Annotated in this window: 15 protein-coding genes; 8 read left to right on the top strand and 7 right to left on the bottom strand. The window is 61.8% G+C overall.

The window, feature by feature from the left end:
* Positions 1-93: 93 nt before the first annotated feature.
* The 3 genes from recC to recD are packed head-to-tail and all read left to right on the top strand — an operon-like array spanning position 94 to position 8,491.
* A complete protein-coding gene (recC, locus tag H2510_RS16040; RefSeq protein ID WP_186629507.1) occupies positions 94-3,363 on the top strand; it encodes an exodeoxyribonuclease V subunit gamma in 3,270 nt (1,089 codons plus the stop codon).
* Positions 3,360-6,629, top strand: a complete 3,270-nt coding sequence (locus tag H2510_RS16035) for a UvrD-helicase domain-containing protein (protein WP_186629314.1) — start codon at positions 3,360-3,362, stop codon at positions 6,627-6,629. The genes recC and H2510_RS16035 overlap by 4 nt, the downstream gene beginning before the upstream one ends.
* Complete coding sequence (gene recD / locus H2510_RS16030; RefSeq protein ID WP_186629313.1) at positions 6,626-8,491, top strand: exodeoxyribonuclease V subunit alpha; 1,866 nt, start codon at positions 6,626-6,628, stop codon at positions 8,489-8,491. The genes H2510_RS16035 and recD overlap by 4 nt, the downstream gene beginning before the upstream one ends.
* A gap of 9 nt (positions 8,492-8,500) precedes the next feature.
* Here recD and H2510_RS16025 read toward each other — a convergent pair whose 3' ends face one another.
* On the bottom strand, positions 8,501-9,811 hold the full coding sequence (locus H2510_RS16025) for a sulfite reductase subunit alpha (RefSeq protein WP_397517373.1): 1,311 nt from the start codon (positions 9,809-9,811) through the stop codon (positions 8,501-8,503).
* Between the two features lie 70 nt (positions 9,812-9,881).
* Positions 9,882-11,348: a DUF2079 domain-containing protein gene (locus H2510_RS16020; RefSeq protein ID WP_315901394.1), complete on the bottom strand. Its 1,467-nt coding sequence runs from the start codon at positions 11,346-11,348 to the stop codon at positions 9,882-9,884.
* Between the two features lie 214 nt (positions 11,349-11,562).
* On the opposite strand from H2510_RS16020, the gene H2510_RS16015 reads away from it, so the two are divergent.
* A complete protein-coding gene (locus tag H2510_RS16015; RefSeq protein ID WP_136171655.1) occupies positions 11,563-11,790 on the top strand; it encodes a DUF2510 domain-containing protein in 228 nt (75 codons plus the stop codon).
* Between the two features lie 116 nt (positions 11,791-11,906).
* On the opposite strand, the gene H2510_RS16010 is transcribed toward H2510_RS16015, so the two are convergent.
* The gene (locus H2510_RS16010; protein WP_186629311.1) at positions 11,907-12,908 is read right to left on the bottom strand and encodes a GTP pyrophosphokinase family protein; all 1,002 of its coding nucleotides are present in this window, start codon (positions 12,906-12,908) and stop codon (positions 11,907-11,909) included.
* A 149-nt stretch (positions 12,909-13,057) separates the two neighbouring features.
* Between H2510_RS16010 and H2510_RS16005 the strand changes: the two genes are divergently transcribed.
* Positions 13,058-14,032, top strand: a complete 975-nt coding sequence (locus tag H2510_RS16005) for a sigma-70 family RNA polymerase sigma factor (RefSeq protein WP_186629310.1) — start codon at positions 13,058-13,060, stop codon at positions 14,030-14,032.
* A 155-nt stretch (positions 14,033-14,187) separates the two neighbouring features.
* On the top strand, positions 14,188-14,925 hold the full coding sequence (locus H2510_RS16000) for an SDR family oxidoreductase (protein ID WP_186629308.1): 738 nt from the start codon (positions 14,188-14,190) through the stop codon (positions 14,923-14,925).
* Positions 14,926-15,051: 126 nt separating this feature from the next.
* On the opposite strand, the gene H2510_RS15995 is transcribed toward H2510_RS16000, so the two are convergent.
* Positions 15,052-15,318, bottom strand: coding sequence for a hypothetical protein (locus tag H2510_RS15995; protein WP_136171659.1), 267 nt, complete (start codon positions 15,316-15,318; stop codon positions 15,052-15,054).
* A 416-nt stretch (positions 15,319-15,734) separates the two neighbouring features.
* Between H2510_RS15995 and H2510_RS15990 the strand changes: the two genes are divergently transcribed.
* Positions 15,735-16,892, top strand: coding sequence for an FAD-dependent oxidoreductase (locus H2510_RS15990; protein ID WP_186629307.1), 1,158 nt, complete (start codon positions 15,735-15,737; stop codon positions 16,890-16,892).
* Positions 16,893-16,993: 101 nt separating this feature from the next.
* Positions 16,994-18,088: a hypothetical protein gene (locus H2510_RS15985; protein ID WP_186629306.1), complete on the top strand. Its 1,095-nt coding sequence runs from the start codon at positions 16,994-16,996 to the stop codon at positions 18,086-18,088.
* A 76-nt stretch (positions 18,089-18,164) separates the two neighbouring features.
* Here H2510_RS15985 and H2510_RS15980 read toward each other — a convergent pair whose 3' ends face one another.
* From H2510_RS15980 to H2510_RS15970, 3 genes are all read right to left on the bottom strand, one after another.
* Positions 18,165-19,463 carry an alanine racemase gene (locus H2510_RS15980; protein ID WP_186629305.1) on the bottom strand — a complete coding sequence of 433 codons (1,299 nt, stop codon included), beginning with the start codon at positions 19,461-19,463 and terminating at the stop codon, positions 18,165-18,167.
* 237 nt (positions 19,464-19,700) lie between these two features.
* Positions 19,701-20,891, bottom strand: a complete 1,191-nt coding sequence (locus tag H2510_RS15975) for a T3SS (YopN, CesT) and YbjN peptide-binding chaperone 1 (protein WP_186629304.1) — start codon at positions 20,889-20,891, stop codon at positions 19,701-19,703.
* Positions 20,892-20,969: 78 nt separating this feature from the next.
* Positions 20,970-22,121 carry an alkaline phosphatase family protein gene (locus tag H2510_RS15970; protein WP_186629303.1) on the bottom strand — a complete coding sequence of 384 codons (1,152 nt, stop codon included), beginning with the start codon at positions 22,119-22,121 and terminating at the stop codon, positions 20,970-20,972.
* Between the last annotated feature and the right edge of the window lie 320 nt (positions 22,122-22,441).

Raw genomic sequence — 22,441 nt, 5'->3', positions numbered from 1 at the left:
GGTCGATGTCGAAACCGAAGTATGTCGGTCGGCTCGAGTAGGGTCGAGTAACCGTCCGTGCAGTGAGCGATCGCAGAAGGAGACATTTCAGTGGTGCTGAGGCTTTATCGCGCCACCCGCGGGGATTCGCTCGCAACGGCACTGGCTGAGGTGATGTCCAGCCCTCTGGCCGATCCATTTGCAGCCGAGGTGATTTCAGTTCCGGCGAAGGGCGTCGAGCGTTGGCTGACTCAGCGTCTGTCGATGTCGCTGGGTGGGGCATCGGCCGACGGCATCGGCGCCAATATCGAGTTTCCCTCGCCGACCCGCCTCGTCGAGGACGCGCGGTCAGCGGCCCTCGGACGCGATCCCCACCTGGAACCGTGGTCACGCGGACGCGTCCTGTGGACGACGCTCGACGTCATCGACGGCTCGCTGGCCGAACAGTGGTGCGCGGTGCTCGCCAAACACCTCGGTAACGGAACGGACGAGCACCGGGCCGGACGTAGATGGTCCACGGCAGCCCACTTGTCCGAGCTCTTCCGGACTTACGCCGCGGACCGTCCGTCGATGATCGTCGACTGGTCGGCAGGTATCGACAGTGACGGCGTCGGCGGCACTTTGGCCGAGGACCTGCGCTGGCAGGCCGAACTGTGGCGTGCGGTACGCGCCCGCATCGGACACGCGAGTCCTGCCGAACTTCTCGACGATGCGTGTGCAGCAATTCGCGCCGACCGGTCGATACTCGACCTCCCCGAACGGGTGTCGATTTTCGGTCCCACGAGACTGACAACCGATCAACTGCAGGTGATAGCTGCGATCGCCGAACATCGCGACGTGCACGTGTGGCTGCCGCATCCCAGCGATCGAATGTGGACACAGCGCGTCGACCAGCAACGCGTCAGCAGGCGATCCGAGGACCGCTCGGCGGTGACGATCGAGCATCCACTGCTCGCCGGCCTTGCCCGAGACGTACGTGAACTGCAGATGCGACTCCTCGGGCTCGGCGGTGACCTCGTCGATACGGTCGAACCCAGTGCAGGCTTTCCCGACACGTTGCTGGGCCGAGTGCAGCACGATATCGCGAACAACAGGACCCCGACCAGGACCGCCGAACCGGACGGCACCGTCGCCGTCCACGCGTGTCACGGTGCTCCACGTCAAGTCGAGGTATTACGGGAAACCCTGCTGCACCTGTTCGACGAAGATTCGACGCTCGAACCTCGCGACGTGCTGGTCATGTGCCCCGACGTCGAGACCTATGCGCCGCTGATCAGAGCGACTTTCGGACAGGGTGGGCTGGCACATCCCGGACACACACTTCGCGTCCGGCTGGCCGACCGGGGGCTACGGCAGACCAATCCGCTTCTCGCTGTGATCGCGACCTTGCTCGACCTTGCTGTGGGTCGAGTGACGGCCAGTCAGCTTCTCGACCTCGTCGCTGCCGACCCGGTTCGCCTTCGGTTCGGCTTCTCGGATGACGATGTGGAACGTCTCCGTGAATGGACGCAGGTATCGGGAGCTCGGTGGGGAATCAACTCGCGTCAACGCGAAAGTTTCGGCCTCGGCGGCTTCCGGCAGAACACGTTCAACAGTGCGGTCGACCGTCTGCTGTTGGGTGTAGCTGCCGACGAAACCGCTCACGAGTGGCTCGATCTGGCACTGCCGGTCGATGACGTAGACGGCAACGATATCGACCTGACCGGTCGATTCGCGGAGTTCATCGATCGTCTTGCGGTGACGCTGCGTGACCTACAAGGACCTCAGCCGACGGCAGAATGGCGCCACGCACTCGTTCGAGCGCTCGACCTGCTCGCGGATGTTGCTCCCTCCGACGCGTGGCAGCGCGCGCAAGCACTTCGCGAACTCACCGAGTCCACCGAGCACGGCGAAAATTCGGTCATCCGGTTGGCCGACGTGCGAGCAATGCTTACTCGGGCTCTTGCCGGTCGGCCTTCGCGAGCCAACTTCCGTACCGGCGAGCTGACGGTTTGCACCATGGTTCCGATGAGATCTGTTCCGCATCGGATCGTGGTGCTACTCGGCCTCGACGACGAAGTGTTCCCACGAGCGGGCAGTGTCGATGGCGACAACGTTCTTTCTCGTGACCCGGCCCCCGGCGAGCGTGACGTCCGTAGCGAGGACCGTCAACTATTGCTCGACGCAGTGATGTCGGCAGGGGAGAAGCTGCTGTTGTTCTACACGGGTGCAGACCCGGTGTCCGGTTCGGTGAAGCCACCGGCAATCCCGCTCACCGAACTTCTCGACGTGGTCACGGCAACTGCAGGAGCCGATGTAGTCACTCGACATCCCCTGCAACCCTTCGACTCTCGAAACTTCGATCGGCGGAATCCGTTGAGCTACGACAAGTCCTCGCTCGACGGAGCGCGAGCGAGTCAACGCGAAACCGTCGCGCCACCACCCTTTCTCGCCTCGGTGCTCCCGACGCGAGGCGACGGTGACGTGGCTCTAGGCGATCTTGTCGCCTTCCTCGAGCATCCCATTGCTGCATTTCTCAAACAGCGCATGGGCATTCGCGTGCCTGAGATCGAAGACGATCTGTCCGATTCACTCACCGTCGAATTGGACGGACTGCAGAAGTGGGACATCGGTGATCGCATGCTCGCCGAGCGTCTTTCAGGCACCGAAGTCGCGGACTTCCGTGCTGCAGAATGGCGGCGCGGAACCCTCCCGCCGTTTCATCTCGGCGAAAAGCAATTGCAGGACATCACCCGCGCAGTGGACGCGCTGGTGGATGTTTCCCAAGAAGTTCATGCCGGTGACGCAGGCGCACTCGACATATCCATCGAACTCCTGTCCGGTCGACGACTGAGCGGGACGGTCACCGGAATTCACGGAGACACCATTGCCAGGACGTCGTACTCGCGTCTAGCGCCGAAGCATCGTCTGGCGGCATGGGTTCGACTCCTCGTCGTTGCAGCACAGGATGATTCGCGACCGTGGCAGGCCGTCACGACGGGCCGCGGTCCGGGGAACCGAGCGGCGTGGCGATCGACGATCACGGCACCCGTGGACGCACTCGCGCAACTGGAACTGCTCGTGGCCCTACGGGACCTCGGTTTGTCCTCACCGCTTCCGATCGCGCCGGGGGCTTCGTCGGTATACGCAGAGCGGCGGTTTCGCGGTGCATCGGTGGACGACGCCATCGCGGCGGCCGAGAAGACCTGGTCCGACAAATTCGGTGATGCAAAAGACCGAAGTATCGCTTACTTGTACGGCGCCGGCGCCTCGTTGGAGGTATTGACGTCGACGCCGGTGCGATCCGAAGATCCTCATTGGGGTGAGGAATCGACGCTCTTCGGAGTTCTTGCGCGCCGATTGTGGTGTCCATTGCTCGACGCGGAAAAGGAGGGCCAGCCATGACCGACTTCGACCTCCTCGGTCCACTCCCCGAGGGGACCACTGTCCTCGAGGCCAGTGCAGGAACAGGCAAGACGTTCGCTATCGTCGGTCTCGCGACCCGGTACATCGCCGAGGGCCTGGCAGATATCTCGCAGTTGCTGCTCGTCACCTTCAGTAGGGCCGCAACTCAGGAGTTGCGTGAAAGAACGCGCAACCGATTTGCCGAGGTCGCCGCAGGTCTGGACAGTTCATCGACAAGCAGCGACTCCCTCGTCCGTCATCTGGCCGAGGGGACGAAAGAAGAAGTCTCCCTGCGTCGCACACGGTTGCTTCGTGCATTGTCCGAATTCGACTCGGGAACCATCGCGACGACCCACAGCTTCTGTCAGCGCATGCTCGACGGGTTGGGCATCACCGGAGAACGTGAACCGGAAGCGATTCTTGTCGAGGCAGTCGACGACCTGACGAGCGAGGTGGTCGACGATATCTACCTGCGGCGATACAGTCGTGCAGACTTCGATCCGCCTATCGGGCCGGCCGATGCTCGTCAAGTGGCTCGAGAAGCGGTTCGGGACAGACAAGCCCAGCTGGTCCCGGGGCGTGATGAAGACACCGAAGCGGGCCATCGCGTCATTTTCGCGGAAGAGGCGCGTGCAGAAGTGCATCGTCGCAAGAAGCTAGCCGGGATAAGAGATTTCGACGATCTACTGAGTTTGCTCCACCGTGTTCTCGTCGATCCCGAGCATGGTGAAGCCGCGTGTGCGAGGGTGCGGGAACGATTTCGGGTAGTGCTCGTCGACGAGTTTCAGGACACCGACCCGCTGCAGTGGGACATTCTTCGCCGAGCATTCCACGGCAGGTCGACTCTGCTACTGGTGGGCGATCCCAAGCAGGCCATCTACGCCTTCCGCGGCGCTGAGGTGCTCAGTTACCTCGATGCTGTCGGCCTCGCCGATCGACACCTCGAACTGACGAGAAACTGGCGAAGCGATTCCGGTCTGCTCGGTGCGCTCGAAAATATTTATGCTGGAGCAGCTCTCGGTCATGGCGACATCATCGCTCACCCCGTGGGCTCGACACACGACGGTTCTCGGATGTCCGGTGTACCGCCGCTGCGCCTTCGCTACCTCTCTCGGACAGGTGCGGGCCCGCTCAACAAAGCGGGGTTTCCAGCGGTCGGCGTGCTTCGTGACCGTGTCGCCGATGACGTCGCGTCCGACATCGTCGAGCTCCTCCAGTCCGCGACCCCGCTTTCGCTGCCGCGGCGCGGAGATACTGTCGCTCCGGGAGACATCGCGGTACTGGTGCGGACTCGCTCACAGATCGCACTGGTGCGTGATGCGCTCGATCGCGTCGGCGTGCCCTCGGTACTGGCCGGCGGGTCCAGTGTGTTCGACACGCTCAGCGCAAGCCATTGGTTGTGGTTTCTGCAGGCGCTCGAACAGCCACACCGTGCCGATCGTGTTCGCCTCGCCGCACTCACTCCGCTGTTCGGATGGACCGCGGAGAAGCTGGACCGTGGAGGCGACGACGCCGTATCCGACGTCAGTGCTCGATTGCGGGAATTCGCAGTGTTGTTCGCGCATGCAGGTTTTGCCGCCGTATTCGAAAAGCTCGCTTCCGAAACACGGTTGGAAGGCCGATTACTCGCACTCCGAGCCGGTGAACGGCACCTCACCGACCTTCGTCATGTAGCCCAACTGCTCAATCGTGCTGCCGTCGAGGGCTCTTTGGGACCGAGTGCACTGACCCGCTGGCTCACCGACAGGATCGACGATCCGACATCGGGCAGCATCGCCGACCGCAGCAGACGTCTCGACAGCGACGCAGCAGCGGTACAGATCGCCACAGTGCATGCGAGCAAGGGACTGGAATTCCCCGTCGTCTACATCCCGTATGCGTGGGATGCGTCGAAGAATCCATATCCCAGCACGCTCCTTCTGCACGACGAGAGCGGCAAGCGTGTCCTCGATGTCGGAGGCCGTACCGGTCGCGGGTACGCCGCTCGCAAACTGATTCGAGACAAGGAAGAAGCGGGCGAAGAACTTCGGCTGCTCTACGTCGCGCTCACCAGAGCTCAGTGCCAGGTCGTCCTATGGTGGGCGCCGGCATTTTCCACCGCAGCGTCGCCGTTGCATCGGTTGATCTTCGCCCGGGTGTCAGGAGTGGCCGAGCCCGAGGAGAAGGCCAAGGTACCCGAAGACGTTGCGGTGGCGGGCAGGCTCGAGTCCTGGGCCGGTAAAGCGGGCGGCCGGATTTCCATCGAGACAGTAGGCCGGCGCAGTGCAGTCCCAACGTGGAGCGCGGTGAAACATACGACCGAAGAGCTTGCGGCCGCGACGTTCACCCGTGGTCTCGACATGCTGTGGCGTCGTACTTCCTACTCCGCGTTGACCGCCGCAGCGCACGAAGTGTCGGGGGTTTCGAGCGAACCCGAGCAACCAGAGAAGGACGATGAGCCAGCAGACGCGCGGTCTATCGACGAAGTGCTGGAGGGGATTCCGTCTCCGATGAACGGTATGCCTGCGGGAGCTGACTTCGGCACACTTGTGCACGAGATCCTCGAACACGTCGATACCTCAGCGGTCGATCTCGACGCCGAAGTGCTTCTTCGATGCAACGAAGCGGTTGCCGAGAGGTCGGCCGAGATCGACCCGTCAGCACTTGCTGCAGCGTTGATGCCGGTCCTGCGAACTCCCCTCGGCTTCGGGACGCTCGCGGACATAGCTCCTCGTGACCATCTGGCTGAACTCGACTTCGAGATGCCGCTGAACGGTGGCGACGATCCCGGGACAACGAACGTGACTCTGCGGGGGATTTCGCGACTGCTGCGCACTTATTTGCCCGCGGACGACGCGCTTGCCGCATACGCGGACCAACTCGAAGTTCTCGAATCGAAGCCGCTGCGTGGCTATCTCACCGGCAGCATCGACTCCGTCCTCCGAATACCCGGGCCCAAGTACGTCATCGTCGACTACAAGACGAACAGGCTGTCCCGCGGTGATCTGACCGTCATGCATTTCACCAGAGAACGAATGGCTCAGGAGATGCTGCGTTCGCACTATCCGCTGCAGGCGCTGCTGTACGCGGTGGCGCTGCATCGATATCTGCGGTGGCGCCAGCCCGGGTACGATCCCGAGGTCCACCTCGGTGGGGTGCAGTACCACTTCGTACGCGGCATGGTCGGGCCCGAAACACCGTCGGGGTGTGGGGTGTTCGACTGGAATCCTCCTGCCGAACTGGTTACGTCCGTGTCCGATCTCCTGGCAGGATCAGCCGTATCATGACCGACGCCCAACTGGTTCAACGAGCCACCGGTATCCTCCGCACATTCAATTCGGCGGGCGTCCTGGCGGCAGCAGACGTGCACGTCGCTCTGCGGTTGGGCGCGCTCGGCGGTGAGCCGTCGGAGCACGTACTGTTCGCGGCTGCCCTCGCGGTTCGAGCTGTCCGGTCCGGTTCGGTATGTCTGGACCTGAACCGGTTTCGCGAGGTCACCGTGGACGAGGAATCGGATGTCGACCTCGATGCCCTTCCATGGCCTGAGCTGGCAGACATCACCTCGGCGCTCCGTGTGAGTCCGTTGGTACGCGGCGGAGATCGCGGTCCACTGAAGCCTCTTCGCCTCGTCGCTACCGACGAGGGTGAGCTTCTGTACCTCGATCGGTACTACCTGCAGGAGCGAACAATCCGCGAGGTTCTCGCCGGACGCGACGAGTCACGTCCGGTCGTCGACTCCGATCAGATCAGGACTCTGCTGGACACGCTCTTCGTGGACGAACACGGCGAGCCCACTGCCGCGCCCGATCGGCAACGCATCGCTGCTGCTCTTGCCGCGACGTCGTGGACAGCTGTGGTCGCGGGCGGACCAGGTACGGGCAAGACTCATACCGTCGCGCGTGTGCTGGCGATGTTCGTCCGCCAGTACGGACCTTCGATCCGCATCGGGTTGGCAGCCCCCACCGGCAAAGCGGCTGCGCGACTGCAGGAATCGGTGACCGAGCAATCGGAACAGCTCGGTCTACCCGACACTCTCACCGCGATGACCCTGCATCGCCTGCTCGGTTGGCAACGTGGAAGCAAGAGTCGATTTCGCCACAATGCCTCGAACAAACTGCCCTTCGACGTCATTGTGATCGATGAGACGTCGATGGTGTCGCTGACAATGATGAGTCGGCTGCTCGAAGCCGTCAGATCGGATACCCGTTTGATACTTGTCGGCGATCCGGATCAATTGACCTCGGTCGATGCCGGAGCCGTGTTGGCGGATCTCGTGGCAAGACCTGTTCATGGTGAAGCCGACCCCGAACTGGATGCATTGATCGGCCGTGACGTGGACGCCGTCGACGATCCTGACGAGGCCGCGCTGTCGGGAGGGGAACGCGACCGACTTCGAAGTGGCGTTGTACGGCTGAGCCGAGGTAGGCGCTTCGGCGGCGCGATAGCAGAACTGGCAGTGGCAGTTCGAGACGGTAGGTCCGAAGAGGTGATGCGCCTGTTGAACGACGATCGCGAGGAGCTGTCCTTCCATGCGCCCGCTGACCTGTCAGCACTGCGGACCGACATCCTTCGGACTGCCGACGCTGTGACCACTGCTGCCAGGGCCGGTGACGCCACCGCCGCTCTGGGTGGGTTGGAAGCCCACCGGTTGCTGTGCGCGCACAGGCAGGGACCCTACGGAGTGCAGCGGTGGGCGCGGCAGGCAATGGAGTGGGTGGCGGAATCGTCCGGTGTCTACCTCGATCCGTCGCAGTGGTATCCCGGCCAACCGTTGCTGGTGACGGCGAACGATCACGAAGCGCGGATCTACAACGGCGATACCGGCGTGGTCATCGACACCGGTGACGGCGCGCTGATGGCAGCATTTCAGCGCGGATCGGAGCCGTTGTTGGTTCATCCGAATGTCTTGTCGTCGGTGCAGACGGTCTACGCGATGACCATCCACCGAAGCCAGGGGAGTCAGTACGACACAGTCTCGGTGATGTTGCCGGCCGAGGCGTCGTCGCTGCTGACCCGGGAACTGCTGTACACCGCGATAACTCGCGCTCGTGTGCATGTTCGGATTATTGGGACCGAAGCCGCGGTACGCGCAGGCGTCGAGCGTCAGGTGTTACGAGCGAGTGGCTTGCGACGCACCCTACTGACCTGATTCCTCCGGTCAGTAGACGTCGCGTAGGTAGCGCTTGTCGCGCTTGAGCTTCGATATGTAGTCCTCGGCTTGATCCGAAGAGCAACTGCCGTGTTCGGCGACGATGTCGTGCAGCGCCACATCGACGTCTTTGGCCATTCGTGTCGCATCGCCGCACACGTACAGATGCGCCCCCTCCTCGAGCCAGCTGTAAAGCTCTTTGCCGCTTTCGCGCATCCGATGCTGGACGTAGATCTTGTCCGTCTGATCACGAGAAAACGCCAGATCGAGCCGGTTCAGAACACCGTCGCGCGACAACCCGGTCAACTCGTCCTCGTAGGCGAAGTCGCTACTTCGATGTTGGTCTCCGAAGAACAGCCAGTTCCGTCCCGACGCTCCGCGCGCCCGACGCTCGTGCAGAAATGAGCGGAACGGGGCGATACCTGTACCAGGGCCGATCATCACGACCGGCACATCGTCGTCGGAGGGCAGCCGGAACGACTTGTTGGGGGAGAGGAAGACGCCAGCACTCTCGCCTTCGCCTACCCGATCCGCGAGGTACGTCGAACAGACACCTCCGTGATTACGTTCCGAAGACCTATACCGCACGCTCGCAACGGTGACGTGCACTGTCCCCTCGTGTGCCAGCGGCGACGAGGCAATCGAGTAGACGCGGTGCTGCAAGGGCCGCAACAAATCGAGGAGCTCGGATGGTTCCATGCCGAGTTTCGGATCGATCGAGAGAACGTCGAGGGCGTCCTTGCCCCAGATCCACGCGTCGATAGAGTCGCGATCACCGGTGGAGAGGACATGCCCCAGCTCGTCGTCTCCGGTTCGCTCGGCCACGGCCTCGATGAGGTCCATCGACGGCACGCCGATCTCGAACGAGTGCGTGAGGAGCTCGTCGAGTCGCTGCTCGGATCCCTTGAGCGTGACGGTGGTGTCCGGGGAAACACCGAGCCGACCGATCAGCGCATCGACAACTTCGGGATTGTTGATCGGCCGGATTCCGAGCCCGTCTCCTGGCTCGTACACGAGACCGCTGTCGCCCAGAGCGAAGGCATAGTGACGGACTTCCTTCGACGAACCTGGGCCGGACAGAACACGGTTGGTCAGCACGGTGGCCTGATACGGGTTCTTGCGATTCCACGGAGTGCGCTTCGGTGAGGGTTTCAATGCGGCAGGTTTGGTCTTCGTCGACAGTGGTGCCGCATCCCGTTCCCCGCGTTCGACGACGCGGTCCACACCGTCGGTCGTGCCCGAATCACTGAGTCCTTCTAGTGGTGCGTCGATATCGCGACCCGCCTCCCGCTCCGTCGTAGCTGGTGTCCCCGATTCCATGACGGGGAAGTATAGGCCGCCCAGTCCGGATTTCGGTTCCGCTGCGAGGGGATTGTCGCAGAGTCGAGCATCACCCGGCATCCCTGCCCAGAGGTGTTCGCTGAAGAACTTCGATGCCGTTCGCCTCGTACCGAACCTCGTATCCCGAGTTCAAAGCCACGAAGAGCGCCTTCGAGTCGCCCTCTTCGTCCGCCGGCCAGCCTGCTGGATCGGATCGGTTGACGACGATCCAATCTGGTGTCGTGGTGTCGGTCGGACGCTGGGGGAAGACCGAAACGTCATGGGTGGCGACGAACTGAGGAACCAGATTGTTCGAGGCCGCGATCCGCTCGTCGCGGGGGATCGAATCCGAGATCACACGCGCTGCCGTCGTTTGCGGGTCGACACGCCAACCGTCTGCACCGGCCAGTCGAGCCAGCGGAAGAAAAGGCAAGGCAACCACCGCGAAAACAGCAACCGCGACCGCTATCGTCCGAACGCCCCGCTCGGTGAGTTGTCCATGACGTCGACTACGCACCACCGCGTCGATGAGAGCAGCGAACACGATCACCATCAAGATGGCGTTGTAATGAAAGATCGGCTTCCAGAAGTTTGAATTGTCGCTCAGGAACCGCCAGGCCACGGTCGGGAGAGCGACCAGCAGCAGGGGAGATCGGATCGCGGCGAACCCTGACACTGCGAGCAGGAGGAATGCAGTTGCGGCCCGTGAATCTCCTTCGACGAGCCCGTGGGCGGTGTCGGCAATGCCAGCCCCGAGCGGCGGCATCTTCGACCCCTGTCCGTAGGAGTCGTTCGCACTCATCAGCGGAATGATCACCTTGACCGCGAGCACCACCCATCCGAGACCCCACAGTGCAGTCAGAAATCCGTAAAGTCGGGTCCTCCCCGCAGTCCACAGTGCGACGAGAAGCCCAATAGCGGCAACGGTCAAGCCCATGTCTTCCTTCACGAAAACAAGAGGTAAGGCCCAGACCAGCGCGGATATCCAGCGCCGTGTACCAAGGGAAACCAGCGACATCGCCAGCAACGGCATCGCGAAAGCGATCTCGTGAAAATCGAAATTCAGCGCCGCCTGCACGCCCCAGGACAACCCGTACGCCGACGCGACGACGACACCGATGAGCGCGCCGAATTCTCGAACCGCCCAGCGCGCCAGCGGAATGACAGCGGCCGCAAACAACAGGGCCTGGGCCACGAGCAGCGTCTCAGCCGAAGGAAAAAGTCGGTAAACAGGCGCGAGAAGCGCAGTAATCGGAGAGAAGTGATCCCCGAGGGTGTTGTAACCGGTTCCAAGTAGATCCGACGTCGGTGCACGCAGATTCGCATACGACGAAATCTGCTGAACGAAGATTCCCAGATCGAATCCGGACGTGCGGAGTTGGCGATGCCCCAGGACGGAAAGCGTCGCATACAGAGGTGCCAGGACGAGGAACGCCGCAACCGGGATGACACTCTCTGCGCCCAACCGGCCGCGCCCGATCGCCGGTACCTCGGCAACTACTGCCATAGGAGTGGGAGAAAAATCGGTGGCTGACACAGGAAGAGAGGTCTACCCGACCCACATAGGACAAACCTGAGAAGCCCAGGTGAAACAAGCCGGCTGCTGAGGCAGCGTGGTCGTAGAGCACCCACATGTTCCACCTTCGGTGGAACATGTGTCAGTATCATCGCTGAACGAATCCGGTCGGTGGCGCGGCCAAACCGGGATGACGACAGTTCGACGAGTTCGCAGGGGGCGGGGAACCGAACACATGGATCTGTTTCAGATAGCCGTGATCGCATTCTTGGCAATCGGGTCGTGCGCCGTGCTCGCCGGAATCGGCGCCACCGTGGTCAGCAGCGAACGCCGCTCCCCAAGCCGTCGAAAAAAGACCAGAATTGCGCCAGGCTGGTACCCCGACGCGCAGGACGAAACGCTCCTTCGATACTTCGACGGACGCGAACCCACCAGACAGACCTCCCGACGCGAACAGTCCTGACACCTCGAACCAACTCACTCCGCAGGCTCCGCTCCAGCCCTTCCATGCTCACTCCGCAGGCTCCGCTCCCGACCTTCCCTGCTCACTCCGCAGGCTCCGCTCCCGACCTTCCCTGCTCACTCCGCAGGCTCCGCTCCCACTTTCCCGCGTCGGCGGCGCCTGGAGCGACGGGACGGTGGTTGAGACGAAAGATGGTAGTACAGCGCATCTTCGGAATCCTCGACGACGACCTGAACGACATCCCCGACTTCGAGGTAGTCGTCGACATCGATACGGTCCGTGGCTCCGATGACGGCCTTCACCGACCTGGCGGGGATGAGCCCGCGTCGACCGTCGGGGCCCACGGCCAACGCGTAGCGCGGACCGGTCCTGGTCACGCGCGCGCTGATGATCGCGGAATCCTTCGGCACCGGAGTCGGTTCGGCGGCAACATCTTTGGCAGCTGTGGTCTGTGAATCGAGTTGTGCCGCGAGATCGTCTGCCATCAGATCGACCTGCAACAGCAGATCGGCCATATGGCGAGCTTGATTCTCATGAGTCTTCGACGGCTTGAGTGCCTCACCGGGCTTGTACATGTCCTCGTGGGTCAGCTCGCCCCAGGCGTCTTGCAGCCGGGTTTTCACCTGAACCTCCACCTTGACATCCATGTCGCCCTGGTGCGTTGCAACCCTAACGAGAAGCACCGCGTGGTACGCCCGATAGCCGCTCGGTTTGGGAAACGCCACGTAATTCATCGGGTCCTTTGCGAAGCGCACTGAGCACTCGGGATCCCGACAAGCCAACTCCAATGCCTCGACGAACGCGTGCAGATCGCGGGGGCTCTTGCACAGGACTTTGATTCCGATGAGGTCACCGAGGGCATCGACGACCTCATCCACCGTGTTGGGCTCGGTGATCCGGCCTTCGGCGATCTTGCGACGCAACTTGTCCGCGGCCCGGGCGGGGTCCTTGATTCGCGCAGACTGGGCGTTGAGGCGATCGCGATCGACATTGTCGAGAATCTCGTCGGCAATTGTTTCGAGAAAGTTCTGCGTGGTGACCAGCGCTGCTTGCCAAGCGCGACCACGCTGCAGATACACCTCCTCGACGAGGTCATCGATGCTCGTCGATGTTGTCATGGGGGCTGCTTTCGATCGATGAACTTCGGCCTTGGTGCACCGAAGGCTAGCGCAGGGATGCGCGGCCGCCGACCTCTGCCGCGGTACGTCGTGCATCGGGTGTGAGAAGTACCGCGCATCTGTCGGGGGAGGGCACTATTGTCGAAGAAATGACGACCACGGTCGCAGAGGGCGACGAATTCGTTACGCAGTTCGACCCGTACCGGCGTGAGCTACTGGCTCATTGCTACCGCATGACCGGGTCCATTCACGACGCCGAGGACCTCGTTCAGGAGACGTACATCCGGGCCTGGAAAGGTTACGGAAAGTTCGAGGGCAGATCGTCCATGCGGACTTGGCTGTATCGCATCGCCACCAATACCTGCTTGACGGCGTTGGAAGGACGCTCGAGGCGTCCGTTGCCAACCGGTCTCGGGGCACCCAGCTCGGATCCGACGGATGATCTGATCGAGCGTCACGAAATTTCCTGGCTGGAGCCGATCGCAGATTCGGAGTTGAGCGATTCGGGCGATCCAGCGAGCATTGTCGTCGGGCGAGAATCGATCCGCCTGGCATTCATCGCTGCCCTGCAATATCTTTCGCCGCGACAGCGTGCTGCGCTACTGATGCGTGAGGTCTTGCAATGGAAAGCCTCGGAGGTAGCCGAAGCGCTGGCAACGACCACGACAGCAGTCAACAGCCTCGTACAGCGCGCACGAGCGCAACTGGACTCGATCACCCCCTCCGCGGACGGAGTCGGCGAGCCCTCGTCGGCGGAGATCCAGGAACTGTTGGAAAAGTATGTCGACAGTTTCGAGCGTTACGACATCGGTCAGCTCGTCGAGCTGTTCACCACGGACGCGGTGTGGGAAATGCCGCCGTTCGTCGGGTGGTACCAGGGCGGGAAAAATATCGGAGCGCTCATTCGAGGCAATTGCCCTGCCCGTGGGCCCGGGGACATGCGCATGCTGCCCACCGCTGCCAACGGCCGGCCGGCGTACGGGCTGTACATGCGAGACGAGTTGGGCCGACATGTCGCTTTTCAGTTACACGTTCTCGATTTCCGAGCCAATCGCGTCGTACATGTGGCGTCCTTCTTCGATCTGACACTTTTCGAGAGATTCGGTCTGCCCGCACACCTGTGACCGGTTGCGAGCGTCGGCGAACAGCATCCGCCCGGCGCTGATCCGCAGGGCCATGAAGCGACCGGCTTGTCTCTGGTGCGCAGCTCTGTAGCAAGATGGGTCCGCGGGAACGAGCTGATAGCGCGTTCCCGCTGTTTCGTCGAAGAGGAGAATTCATGGATTTGGGACTGTCCGGTAAGTCGTTCATCGTCACTGGTGGAACCGAAGGACTCGGTCTGGCCAGTGCTCGCGAGTTGCTACGCGAGGGCGCGAAGGTGACTGTGTCGTCTCGCTCTCAGGAGAAAGTCGACGACGCGGTGACAGAGCTCGGCGCTCATCGCCCGAACGCTGTGAACGGAATGGTCGCCGACAATGGCCACCCGAGCAGCGCAGAACTTGTCGTCGAGGCTGCCCTTGCGCACTGGGGCAAAATCGACGGTCTCGTTGTCAGCGTTGGCGGACCACCGCGCGGCACGGCATTGGAAGCCACGGACGAGCAGTGGGAAGATGCGTTTCACACGATCTTTCTCGGAACAGTACGGCTGGTCAGAGCGGCAGCAGCATCGATGACCGAAGGCGGCGCAGTTGTCCTGGTGCTGTCGAGTTCGGTGAAGTCGCCGTTGACGGGCCTCGGAATCTCGAACGGTCTTCGACCAGGGCTGGCAATGGTCGCCAAGGATATGGCCGACGAGCTGGGTGCACGAGGAATTCGCATCGTCAGCGTCCTGCCAGGTCGATTCGATACAACTCGGGGTGGAGCCGTCGGCGACGAGGACTTGGCTCGCATACCTCTCGGGCGGATCGGTGACCCTGACGAATTCGGAAGAGTTGTCGCGTTTCTGTCCTCGCCTGCCGCGTCGTACATCACGGGTTCGACGGTCACCGTCGACGGCGGGGCGCTGCGAGCCCTGTGAGTACCGGAGCATTGTGAGCGCTGGTACCTCTGACCAACTCGGGCCGACTGAACGCAGGTGACCCCGCACCAAGCCTGTCGGCTTTGTGCGGGGCCACTGAAAGCGAATGACCGGGGACGTAACTCCTTAGCGTGTGCTCGATGCAATGCGTGCAAGCATCCGAGAGAACACCGAGCCGTCCGACCCGAGGGCATCGAAAGTAGTCGATTCAGCTGGAACTGCTGCTTCGCCCTTGGCAGCGGCGAGCGTGCGCGCCAATTCGGTGCGGCGTTCGATGGCGCCGAGAATATCGGCGTCGAGCATGACTAGCTGCTCATCGAGCTGGTCGATCTTGACTTCGTCTGTTTGTGCTCCGTTGGCGCTGATGGCGAGCGAATCGATCTGCAATGTCACATCGTCTCCTTTTGTTCGCGTCCTGAGGAGTGAGTCGTTCGGATCCTCGGAACTGTTACACGTTAGTTCTATGTGTCAACGATGTTTCGTACCCTGCACCAACATGCCTAGTAATCAGGCGGGGGCCAAGGCTTTCGGGCTGTGATGCTGGCAACAATCGAGGTCGACACCGTCTGATTCGACACCTGGGTCCAGTAGCGACCCTCCAACGCGGCGTCAGTAGCCAACTGGCGTAGAGCGTTCGACGTCATATCAACTATTCGTAGCGGGACGTCGCTGGTACTGCTCGTGCAAGAAGAATCCTCGATTCGGGTGACACTTGTCGATCGGCATAGTAATCGTCCGTTCGGATTTCGGGATTGTCGGTTCGGATTTCGGGGTAGTCGTTCGACAACGACAACCGCAAGGAGTTCATCGTGCGCTATGACTACCTCATCGTCGGTGGCGGCATGGTCGCCGACGCCGCAGCCCGCGGCATCCGCGAGAAGGACACCTCAGGAACAATCGGCATTCTGGGGGCCGACAGCGACGAGCCTTACACCCGACCGGCTTTGTCCAAAAAGTTGTGGACGGACAAGGACTTCGGTCGCGATCAGGTTCCGCTGAATACTGCATCCGACACCGGTGCCGAAGTGCTCACCAATACACGAGTCCGGTCGGTCGATCGCGAAAACAAAACCGTGACGACCGAGTCCGAAGACGTATTCGAGTACGGAGACTTGCTGGTGGCGACCGGAGCATCACCGGTCCAACTCGACATCGCTCCCAGTCCGAGAGTCATCTATTTTCGTACGTTCGCCGACTATCGCGCGTTGCGGGACCTGACCAAGACGGCTTCGCACATCGCCGTCGTCGGAGGTGGATACATCGGTACCGAAATTGCGTCGGCTCTCGCACTCAACGGCGTCGATGTCACGCTGATCACCAGCGACGACGTCGTCGGTGGTCACATGTTCCCAGCCTCTCTCGCGGCTGCATTCGAGGCAGGGTTCAGTGAACATGGCGTCACGATTCGGCGGGCAGTCAAGGTGACGACTGCTGCCGAGGCCTCGGCCCGAGTGCAACTGCAACTCGACGACGGCTCGAGTGTCGAAGCAGATGGGGTCGTCTTCGGCCTCGGTGTTCGCCCCAACGTCGACCTTGCCGAAGCCAGTGGATTGGCCGTCGACAACGGCATCGTCGTCGACGAATACCTTCGTACCGACGATCGGCATATCTATGCGGCAGGCGACGTCGCGAACTATCCCGACGCGATACTGGGCCGTCGACGCATCGAACACGTAGACAACGCAATCGAGATGGGTAAGGCTGTCGGCCGCATCATGGCAGGAGGTACCGAGCCGTACACCTACACGCCGTACTTCTATTCGGACGTCTTCGACGACGGCTACCAGGCCGTGGGAACCATCGATACATCACTGCGTGCCGTGGAGGAATGGAAGATCGAGCCCAAAGAAGGCGTCGTCTACTACCTCGAAGGCGACAAGGTGCGAGGTGTACTCATGTGGAACGTGTGGGAAGGCCTCGACGAGGCCAAGGCACTTCTCGGTAAGGAGAAGGCCGGCCGTCCCTGACTAATCCTGATGCCCGCGAGGTCGGTTCTGGACCGGCCGTGCGTCAACGTGGCGAGAATTCTGGAACAGTGGGTTCTGGTCGTACGCCACGAGGAGCTGACATGTTCGAGCACACAGAAATCGGTACCAGCCGAGAACGCGTCGAAGAGCAGGTTCGCAGTTGGTGCGAGCGTGCGCGAGTGGACGGAAGATGGCCGATGCTGTCCGACGCGTCCTCGGTGGCGATCGCTGCAGGCCGGTTGGATGGCCCCACCCGGGAAATACTTGCCGCGCGTCGTAGAGCAGGAAGGTCGGTGCCCTCGATCGGAGGCTTTGCTACTGCGAGAACCCTCGCCGAGGAGCGATCACGATGGTTGGCCAAGGATACGAAGAACAAGCCGGGATCCGCGCTGGTCTATCGGATGCGAGCCACCGAATTGACCAAGCGCCTCGATCACCTTCGAACGATCGTGGTGATGTCGACCGACCACTATGCACACGGCGTCCGCGCCGTTCGACGTGAGCGCCGAGACGGAATTCACTTGGATCTCGACCAGCGCGACGCACTCTTCGATGCGCTGCTACATACCCCCGTCCCGAAGCAGCACATCGGCGGTCTCGCCGTTAGAACCGGGCTGTCGGTACTCGACGTTGCCGCTGATCGCGTGGCCGAGGCATCGAAGAACACTCGGTTCGAAAATGCGGGGGACCGCGCATCAGCAGTGATGGCTCAGGTCGCAGATCAAAAGGACGATGTGTTCGCCGACCGATACGAGACTCTACTTTTCATCGCCGGCACGTCGTACGATCGCGTGAATTTCTCACCGGCGTGGAGATCCGAGCACTTTCTCGTCCAGCGCACTCAACTCGACCTTGCCGAGGAACTCACTCAGGTCGCCGTCGACACCAACTCCCTGCAGGACATCAGCACCGAACTCGACGACATCGCCGGGGCGATGCTCGACGACGCCACTCGAGTCCAGGTCGCCACCCGCCGTGCTGTGCTCGAGTCGGTATGGACGCAACTGATCGACAGGGTTGCCGCGTTGGTCAGGGTCGCGGACCTGGTTACACGATCCGAGGGCGACCATTCTGCGATGAACGTCGTGCAGAAAGCACACAGCCTCGACAACAGAATCGACGCTCTGGTATCCCGCGCAGGAAATCGCGAACTGTCCGCCGACAACACACATTTCGTCGGTGACCAGATCACATAGTGGCCGAGGTTCCGCGGGAAAGTTCGCCTTGCGCGGGGGTCGCACGCTCGATGAGAACGTCGGTCAGGACTATGTCTCAGAAGAAGGTGTGGACGAGGTCCACAACGAGGGGATTGTCGGAGTCGGCGTCGTCGATCACAGGGATGACTCGCCATTTGTCGAATGCAGTGCACGGATGTGAAAGACCCAGGCGTACGACGGTTCCGACCGGCAGAGGGGCAGAGTTTTCGGGGATACGCAGGAACGCGTGCTGATCATTTAGTGCAGTGACCTCGGCGTGCTCGACGTTCTGTGGTACCGGGAGTCCTTCGTCGAACGGCAGATCGCGCTTCCCAGCGTCCAGCAATGTCAACCCGGGCTCTGGCGTGGACACAACGCGTGCCCAGCCGTGCATCGCCGATCTCAACGGGTTGTCGGAGCGAGCCGCATTCATCGGCGAAATCTGTGAATAGAATCCGTCGTCGTGGATGATGTAGGCGCCCGAGCGCAGTACCACCGACGTGGTGACGCCGCGCTCACCCTTCTCGTCCGCTATGACGGACAATCGCTCGATCACTAGGTCCTGATAGGCGCTGCCACCGGCCGTCACGATGGCATGAGTGTCGTAGAGATCGTCATCGAGTAGTTCCCGATGCAGGGCGCCGACGGTGTCCAAGTACGTGCGGACAGCAGCCAGACCGGCCGCTGAGCGGTCATGGCTCAGTGCTCCCTCGTACCCACCGACCCCGGCGAGTGCCAGTGATGGTGATGCGACGACCGCGTCAGCGACTGCGCGTGCAGTTTCTGTCGTTCGTGCGCCGGTTCGCCCATGTTCTCCACCGAGTTCGACGATTACGTTGACCCGACGAGCGCCAACCGAAGAATCGAGGACAGTATTCATTGCTGCCACGGTCTCGAGACCATCTGCCCAGCAATAGAATTCGAATTCCGGATGAGATTCCAGTTCGGATGCAAGCCAGGCCAGTCCTATCGGATCGACGAGGGCATTGGCGAGGAGTATTCGCTCGACGCCGAACGCTCGTGCGAGCTGCACCTGCCAGATCGTGGCCAAAGTTATTGCCCAGGCGCCTGATTCGAGCTGGAGTTGCCACAGTGCCGGGGCCATCGTCGTCTTGCCGTGCGGTGCGATCCGCACTCCGGCGTGCTGCGCCCACTGGGCCATGACTGCAATGTTGTGCTGCATGCGCCCGCGATCCAACGTGAGCAATGGCGTTTGGAAGTCCGCCAGTCTTGGATCGGTGCCGATGAACTGCTCGACGGACTGTCCCCACGCACTCGGGGGGAAGGACTTGTGTTCGGGGCCGAGCGTCTTCGCTCGGAGGGCGTTCACAGCTTTCGAGTCGATCAAGACGAAACCTCCAGGGCGCTGGCTCATGCATACTTGGCGCTCGATGGCGACGATCAGTACCTTTACGAGCTCGATTTGGTTGCTGAACAGTGCTGAACGGAGTGCCGCAACCAACACGAGTCTTTCGTGAACTGCATCGGAGTGCTCATCCGCGACGGTACCGGGTCTGCGGTCGCTGCAGTAGAGATGGCAGTTCCCGACATGCCGCTCAACGAAGAGATGCTCGTCGAGATCGTCTGCTCGACCCGATCGGGGCCGGCGGCTTCAGGCGTTGTCGTAAAACCCGACAGTGCGGAGCGCCGACCGCAGCGCCTCGATCACACGGTCCCAAGGAACTGCCTCCTCCGCGCATTCCGATGCAGCGGCGGACTCGCCGCGAAGACGGGCCTCACGCGCACATTCCTTCCAGGACTGTGACTGCTCGACGCAGAACCTCTCGTAGCGAGAAATTTTCATCTGGTCTCGCCCACACACCGACACAACATCTTCGGCGTCGATAGTCCCGCCCAACTCCGCGTCGAGTTCGAGCAACGTCATCAACTGCGTGGGTACCTCGTCCTCGGTTGCGTCTTCCGGGTCATCCCCGGGACCAGCAGCAAGTGGCAATGTCGAGAGCCGACCACCGAGATCGGTTGCGAAATCATCATCGACTCGGGTGACGAAATCTGCGAGACGGGTGACCGCATCCATCAAGTGCTGGGGTACGAAGGGCCGTGCGTCGATGCTCGAGGTGAGGTGAACGCGGTCGCCGATGAGGAGAAACGTCAACCGCGGATGGCGACGATTGAGATCTGCCACCACTTCGGCAGCGCGTGTTCGACCGCCGATTCTTTCGACGATCAGAGCATCGACGCGTACCTCGTCGAGAGCAGCGACATAGACGTGAGCAGTTATCTTTCCCAACGGAACGGTGAAGCTTCCGTCCGCCGCCATGTGTATTTCCGGCCCGGGGAGCGCCTGCAATGCCCTTCGCGCTGCCCTCGAGAGAGCTTCCTCGTCAGCATGGATCGAGGAGGTCGTCGGCTCGAAGACCTGTCCGGCGTCGCCGACCAGTTTCACTCCGAAGACACCCTCGACGGTGCTCCCGTCCTGCGAACCCACCAGGAAGCTTGGGTGCGGAATGTTCCACGTGCGACGAAGCTGTGTGACAACCGTCGATGCGAACCGATCTGCACACAAGACTGGCTCTTCCAGCACATGAATATCGGAAACACCGGATTGGCGCCAAGGCGAAGGTGGATTCGACAGTCCCGACGACACGCACACGAGGGTTCTGCGCATAGTCGTCCGCAGGCGCATCTCGAGTTTGTCAGCACCCTCGGGCCGGAATGCCGGCGACAGCGACCAATCTGCGGTGCATTCACCGGATGCCAGCCGATCGCCCAGTTGTGCAGCGAAGCGTCGCCAATCCTTCTCCGTCGAGCTATCCAGTTCTCGAACCTCGAACGTCGACATTGTCTCTCCCCGTCATCAACCGCGAACTTCTCGAACGGGGAGAAACCTAGCGGGGGATACCGACACTGATCGCTCGCATCAGCTCTTCCCGCGGATGACCAGGGCCGGAATCATGAGTTCAGCCGACGTCAACGACCCATGGTGTCCGCGGAGAGCCGATGCCGACACTTCCGTCCGACTCCGAATCACGACGGACCGATCGTTCGCCAGCACCAGAAGGTCGCCAATTCGTCCGTAGGCGTCCGTAGAGACAGTGGGGCCGAACCATCCGAGATCGATGGCCTCGTCCCTCGATAGGACGCGAAAGCCGGCGCCGAGGTGCTCGTGCCACGTCGCAGCTACGTCGTCACCGGCTCCTTCGCGGGGATACAGGTAGCGCATCCGCGGCTCTCCACCTACAAGGCGAATTCCCCGCTGTAGTTCGACGGAGGTGTCGTAGTCGATTCTGTCCTCGACTTCGACCATCCCGTGATCTGCCACCACTATCAACGCGCCGTCATCTGGAAGGCGCTCGGCGATCGCCTGCGCGAGATCGTCGACGTGACCGAGCTCCAGCCGCCACGCCAGCGACTGCGGACCACGAACATGACCGACCAGGTCGAGATCTCCGTAGTAGGCGTAGACCAATGTCGGACCAGCTGAATCGAAGATGTCACCGACCTGGGCTCCTAGATCTCCGATGGAGACCGACGGGTGAAACGACGGCCCACGCAGCGCAGCGCGGGTAAGTCCCGAACCGTTCTGCATCGATGGTCCGATATGCGCCACCCTCACACCGGCTTCGAGGCCACGCTCGAAGGCCGTCGGGGTGGGCTGAAAGGTCTCGGGAACGAGGTCGACCGGAAGCGCTTCGGACCTCCCGGCACCGACGAGTTTCCATTGCAGGCTGTTCATCAATCGCTTATGGCCGGGAGCGGCGACGAGATACCCCATGATTCCGTGCGAGCCAGGCGGTAGCCCGGTACCGAAAGAACTCAGGCTGGTTGCCGTCGTAGTGGGGAAGCCTGCGGTGATCGCTGGCGACGAATGCGAGTTGAGGAACGGCGCTTCCTTGGGGTGGGCCGAGAGTTGCTCCGAACCCAGGCCGTCGACAAGGAGCACACACACTCGGCGAACGCCGTCCAAGTCCAGACCGATTCGATCCATCTCACCGGCGACACCGAGATGAGCAAGTATCGAGGGCACCACATCGGCCAACGATGCGGATCCATAGCGCGGATTCAGGAGCATGCGTCCACCGTATGCGGTCCGATCGGACGGCGTGGAGTCTGCAATTAACCAGTGCGAGTCGCTGACCAGGCGATTTGCACAACCGTTCTTGTTGGCGTAACTTTTGTCGAGTCAGAGCGACACGGACACCGACCCGGACCGAGAGGTGCGGGACACGAGGTTGGACGAAGTTCGAGCTGACAATCCCGAACAAGGCAAGAGTTATTAGCCGTGTTCGGGGTATGAGCGTGTAAGCCCCGGATCGAACGCGAATGCGAACGAGATGGTGTGTGCGTGTTCTTTGAGAACTCAACAGTGTGTCGATGAATGTCAGTGCCGAA

Origin of the sequence: Rhodococcus sp. BP22, assembly GCF_014281965.1 — a bacterium.
In the GTDB taxonomy this organism is placed as follows: Bacteria; Actinomycetota; Actinomycetes; order Mycobacteriales; family Mycobacteriaceae; genus Rhodococcoides.
The sequence above is the reverse complement of the archived record's forward strand: the minus strand, read 5'-3'. Positions and strand labels throughout refer to the sequence as shown.

What these genes read in the sequence shown, in the direction of transcription:
- H2510_RS16035 (WP_186629314.1), top strand. Translation starts at nt 3,360, where the DNA reads ATGACCGACTTCGACCTCCTCGGTCCACTCCCCGAGGGGACCACTGTC.
- recD (WP_186629313.1), top strand. Translation starts at nt 6,626, where the DNA reads ATGACCGACGCCCAACTGGTTCAACGAGCCACCGGTATCCTCCGCACA.
- H2510_RS16025 (WP_397517373.1), bottom strand. Translation starts at nt 9,811, where the DNA reads ATGGAATCGGGGACACCAGCTACGACGGAGCGGGAGGCGGGTCGCGAT.
- H2510_RS16015 (WP_136171655.1), top strand. Translation starts at nt 11,563, where the DNA reads ATGGATCTGTTTCAGATAGCCGTGATCGCATTCTTGGCAATCGGGTCG.
- H2510_RS16010 (WP_186629311.1), bottom strand. Translation starts at nt 12,908, where the DNA reads ATGACAACATCGACGAGCATCGATGACCTCGTCGAGGAGGTGTATCTG.
- H2510_RS16005 (WP_186629310.1), top strand. Translation starts at nt 13,058, where the DNA reads ATGACGACCACGGTCGCAGAGGGCGACGAATTCGTTACGCAGTTCGAC.
- H2510_RS16000 (WP_186629308.1), top strand. Translation starts at nt 14,188, where the DNA reads ATGGATTTGGGACTGTCCGGTAAGTCGTTCATCGTCACTGGTGGAACC.
- H2510_RS15985 (WP_186629306.1), top strand. Translation starts at nt 16,994, where the DNA reads ATGTTCGAGCACACAGAAATCGGTACCAGCCGAGAACGCGTCGAAGAG.
- H2510_RS15980 (WP_186629305.1), bottom strand. Translation starts at nt 19,463, where the DNA reads ATGAGCCAGCGCCCTGGAGGTTTCGTCTTGATCGACTCGAAAGCTGTG.
- H2510_RS15975 (WP_186629304.1), bottom strand. Translation starts at nt 20,891, where the DNA reads ATGTCGACGTTCGAGGTTCGAGAACTGGATAGCTCGACGGAGAAGGAT.
- H2510_RS15970 (WP_186629303.1), bottom strand. Translation starts at nt 22,121, where the DNA reads ATGCTCCTGAATCCGCGCTATGGATCCGCATCGTTGGCCGATGTGGTG.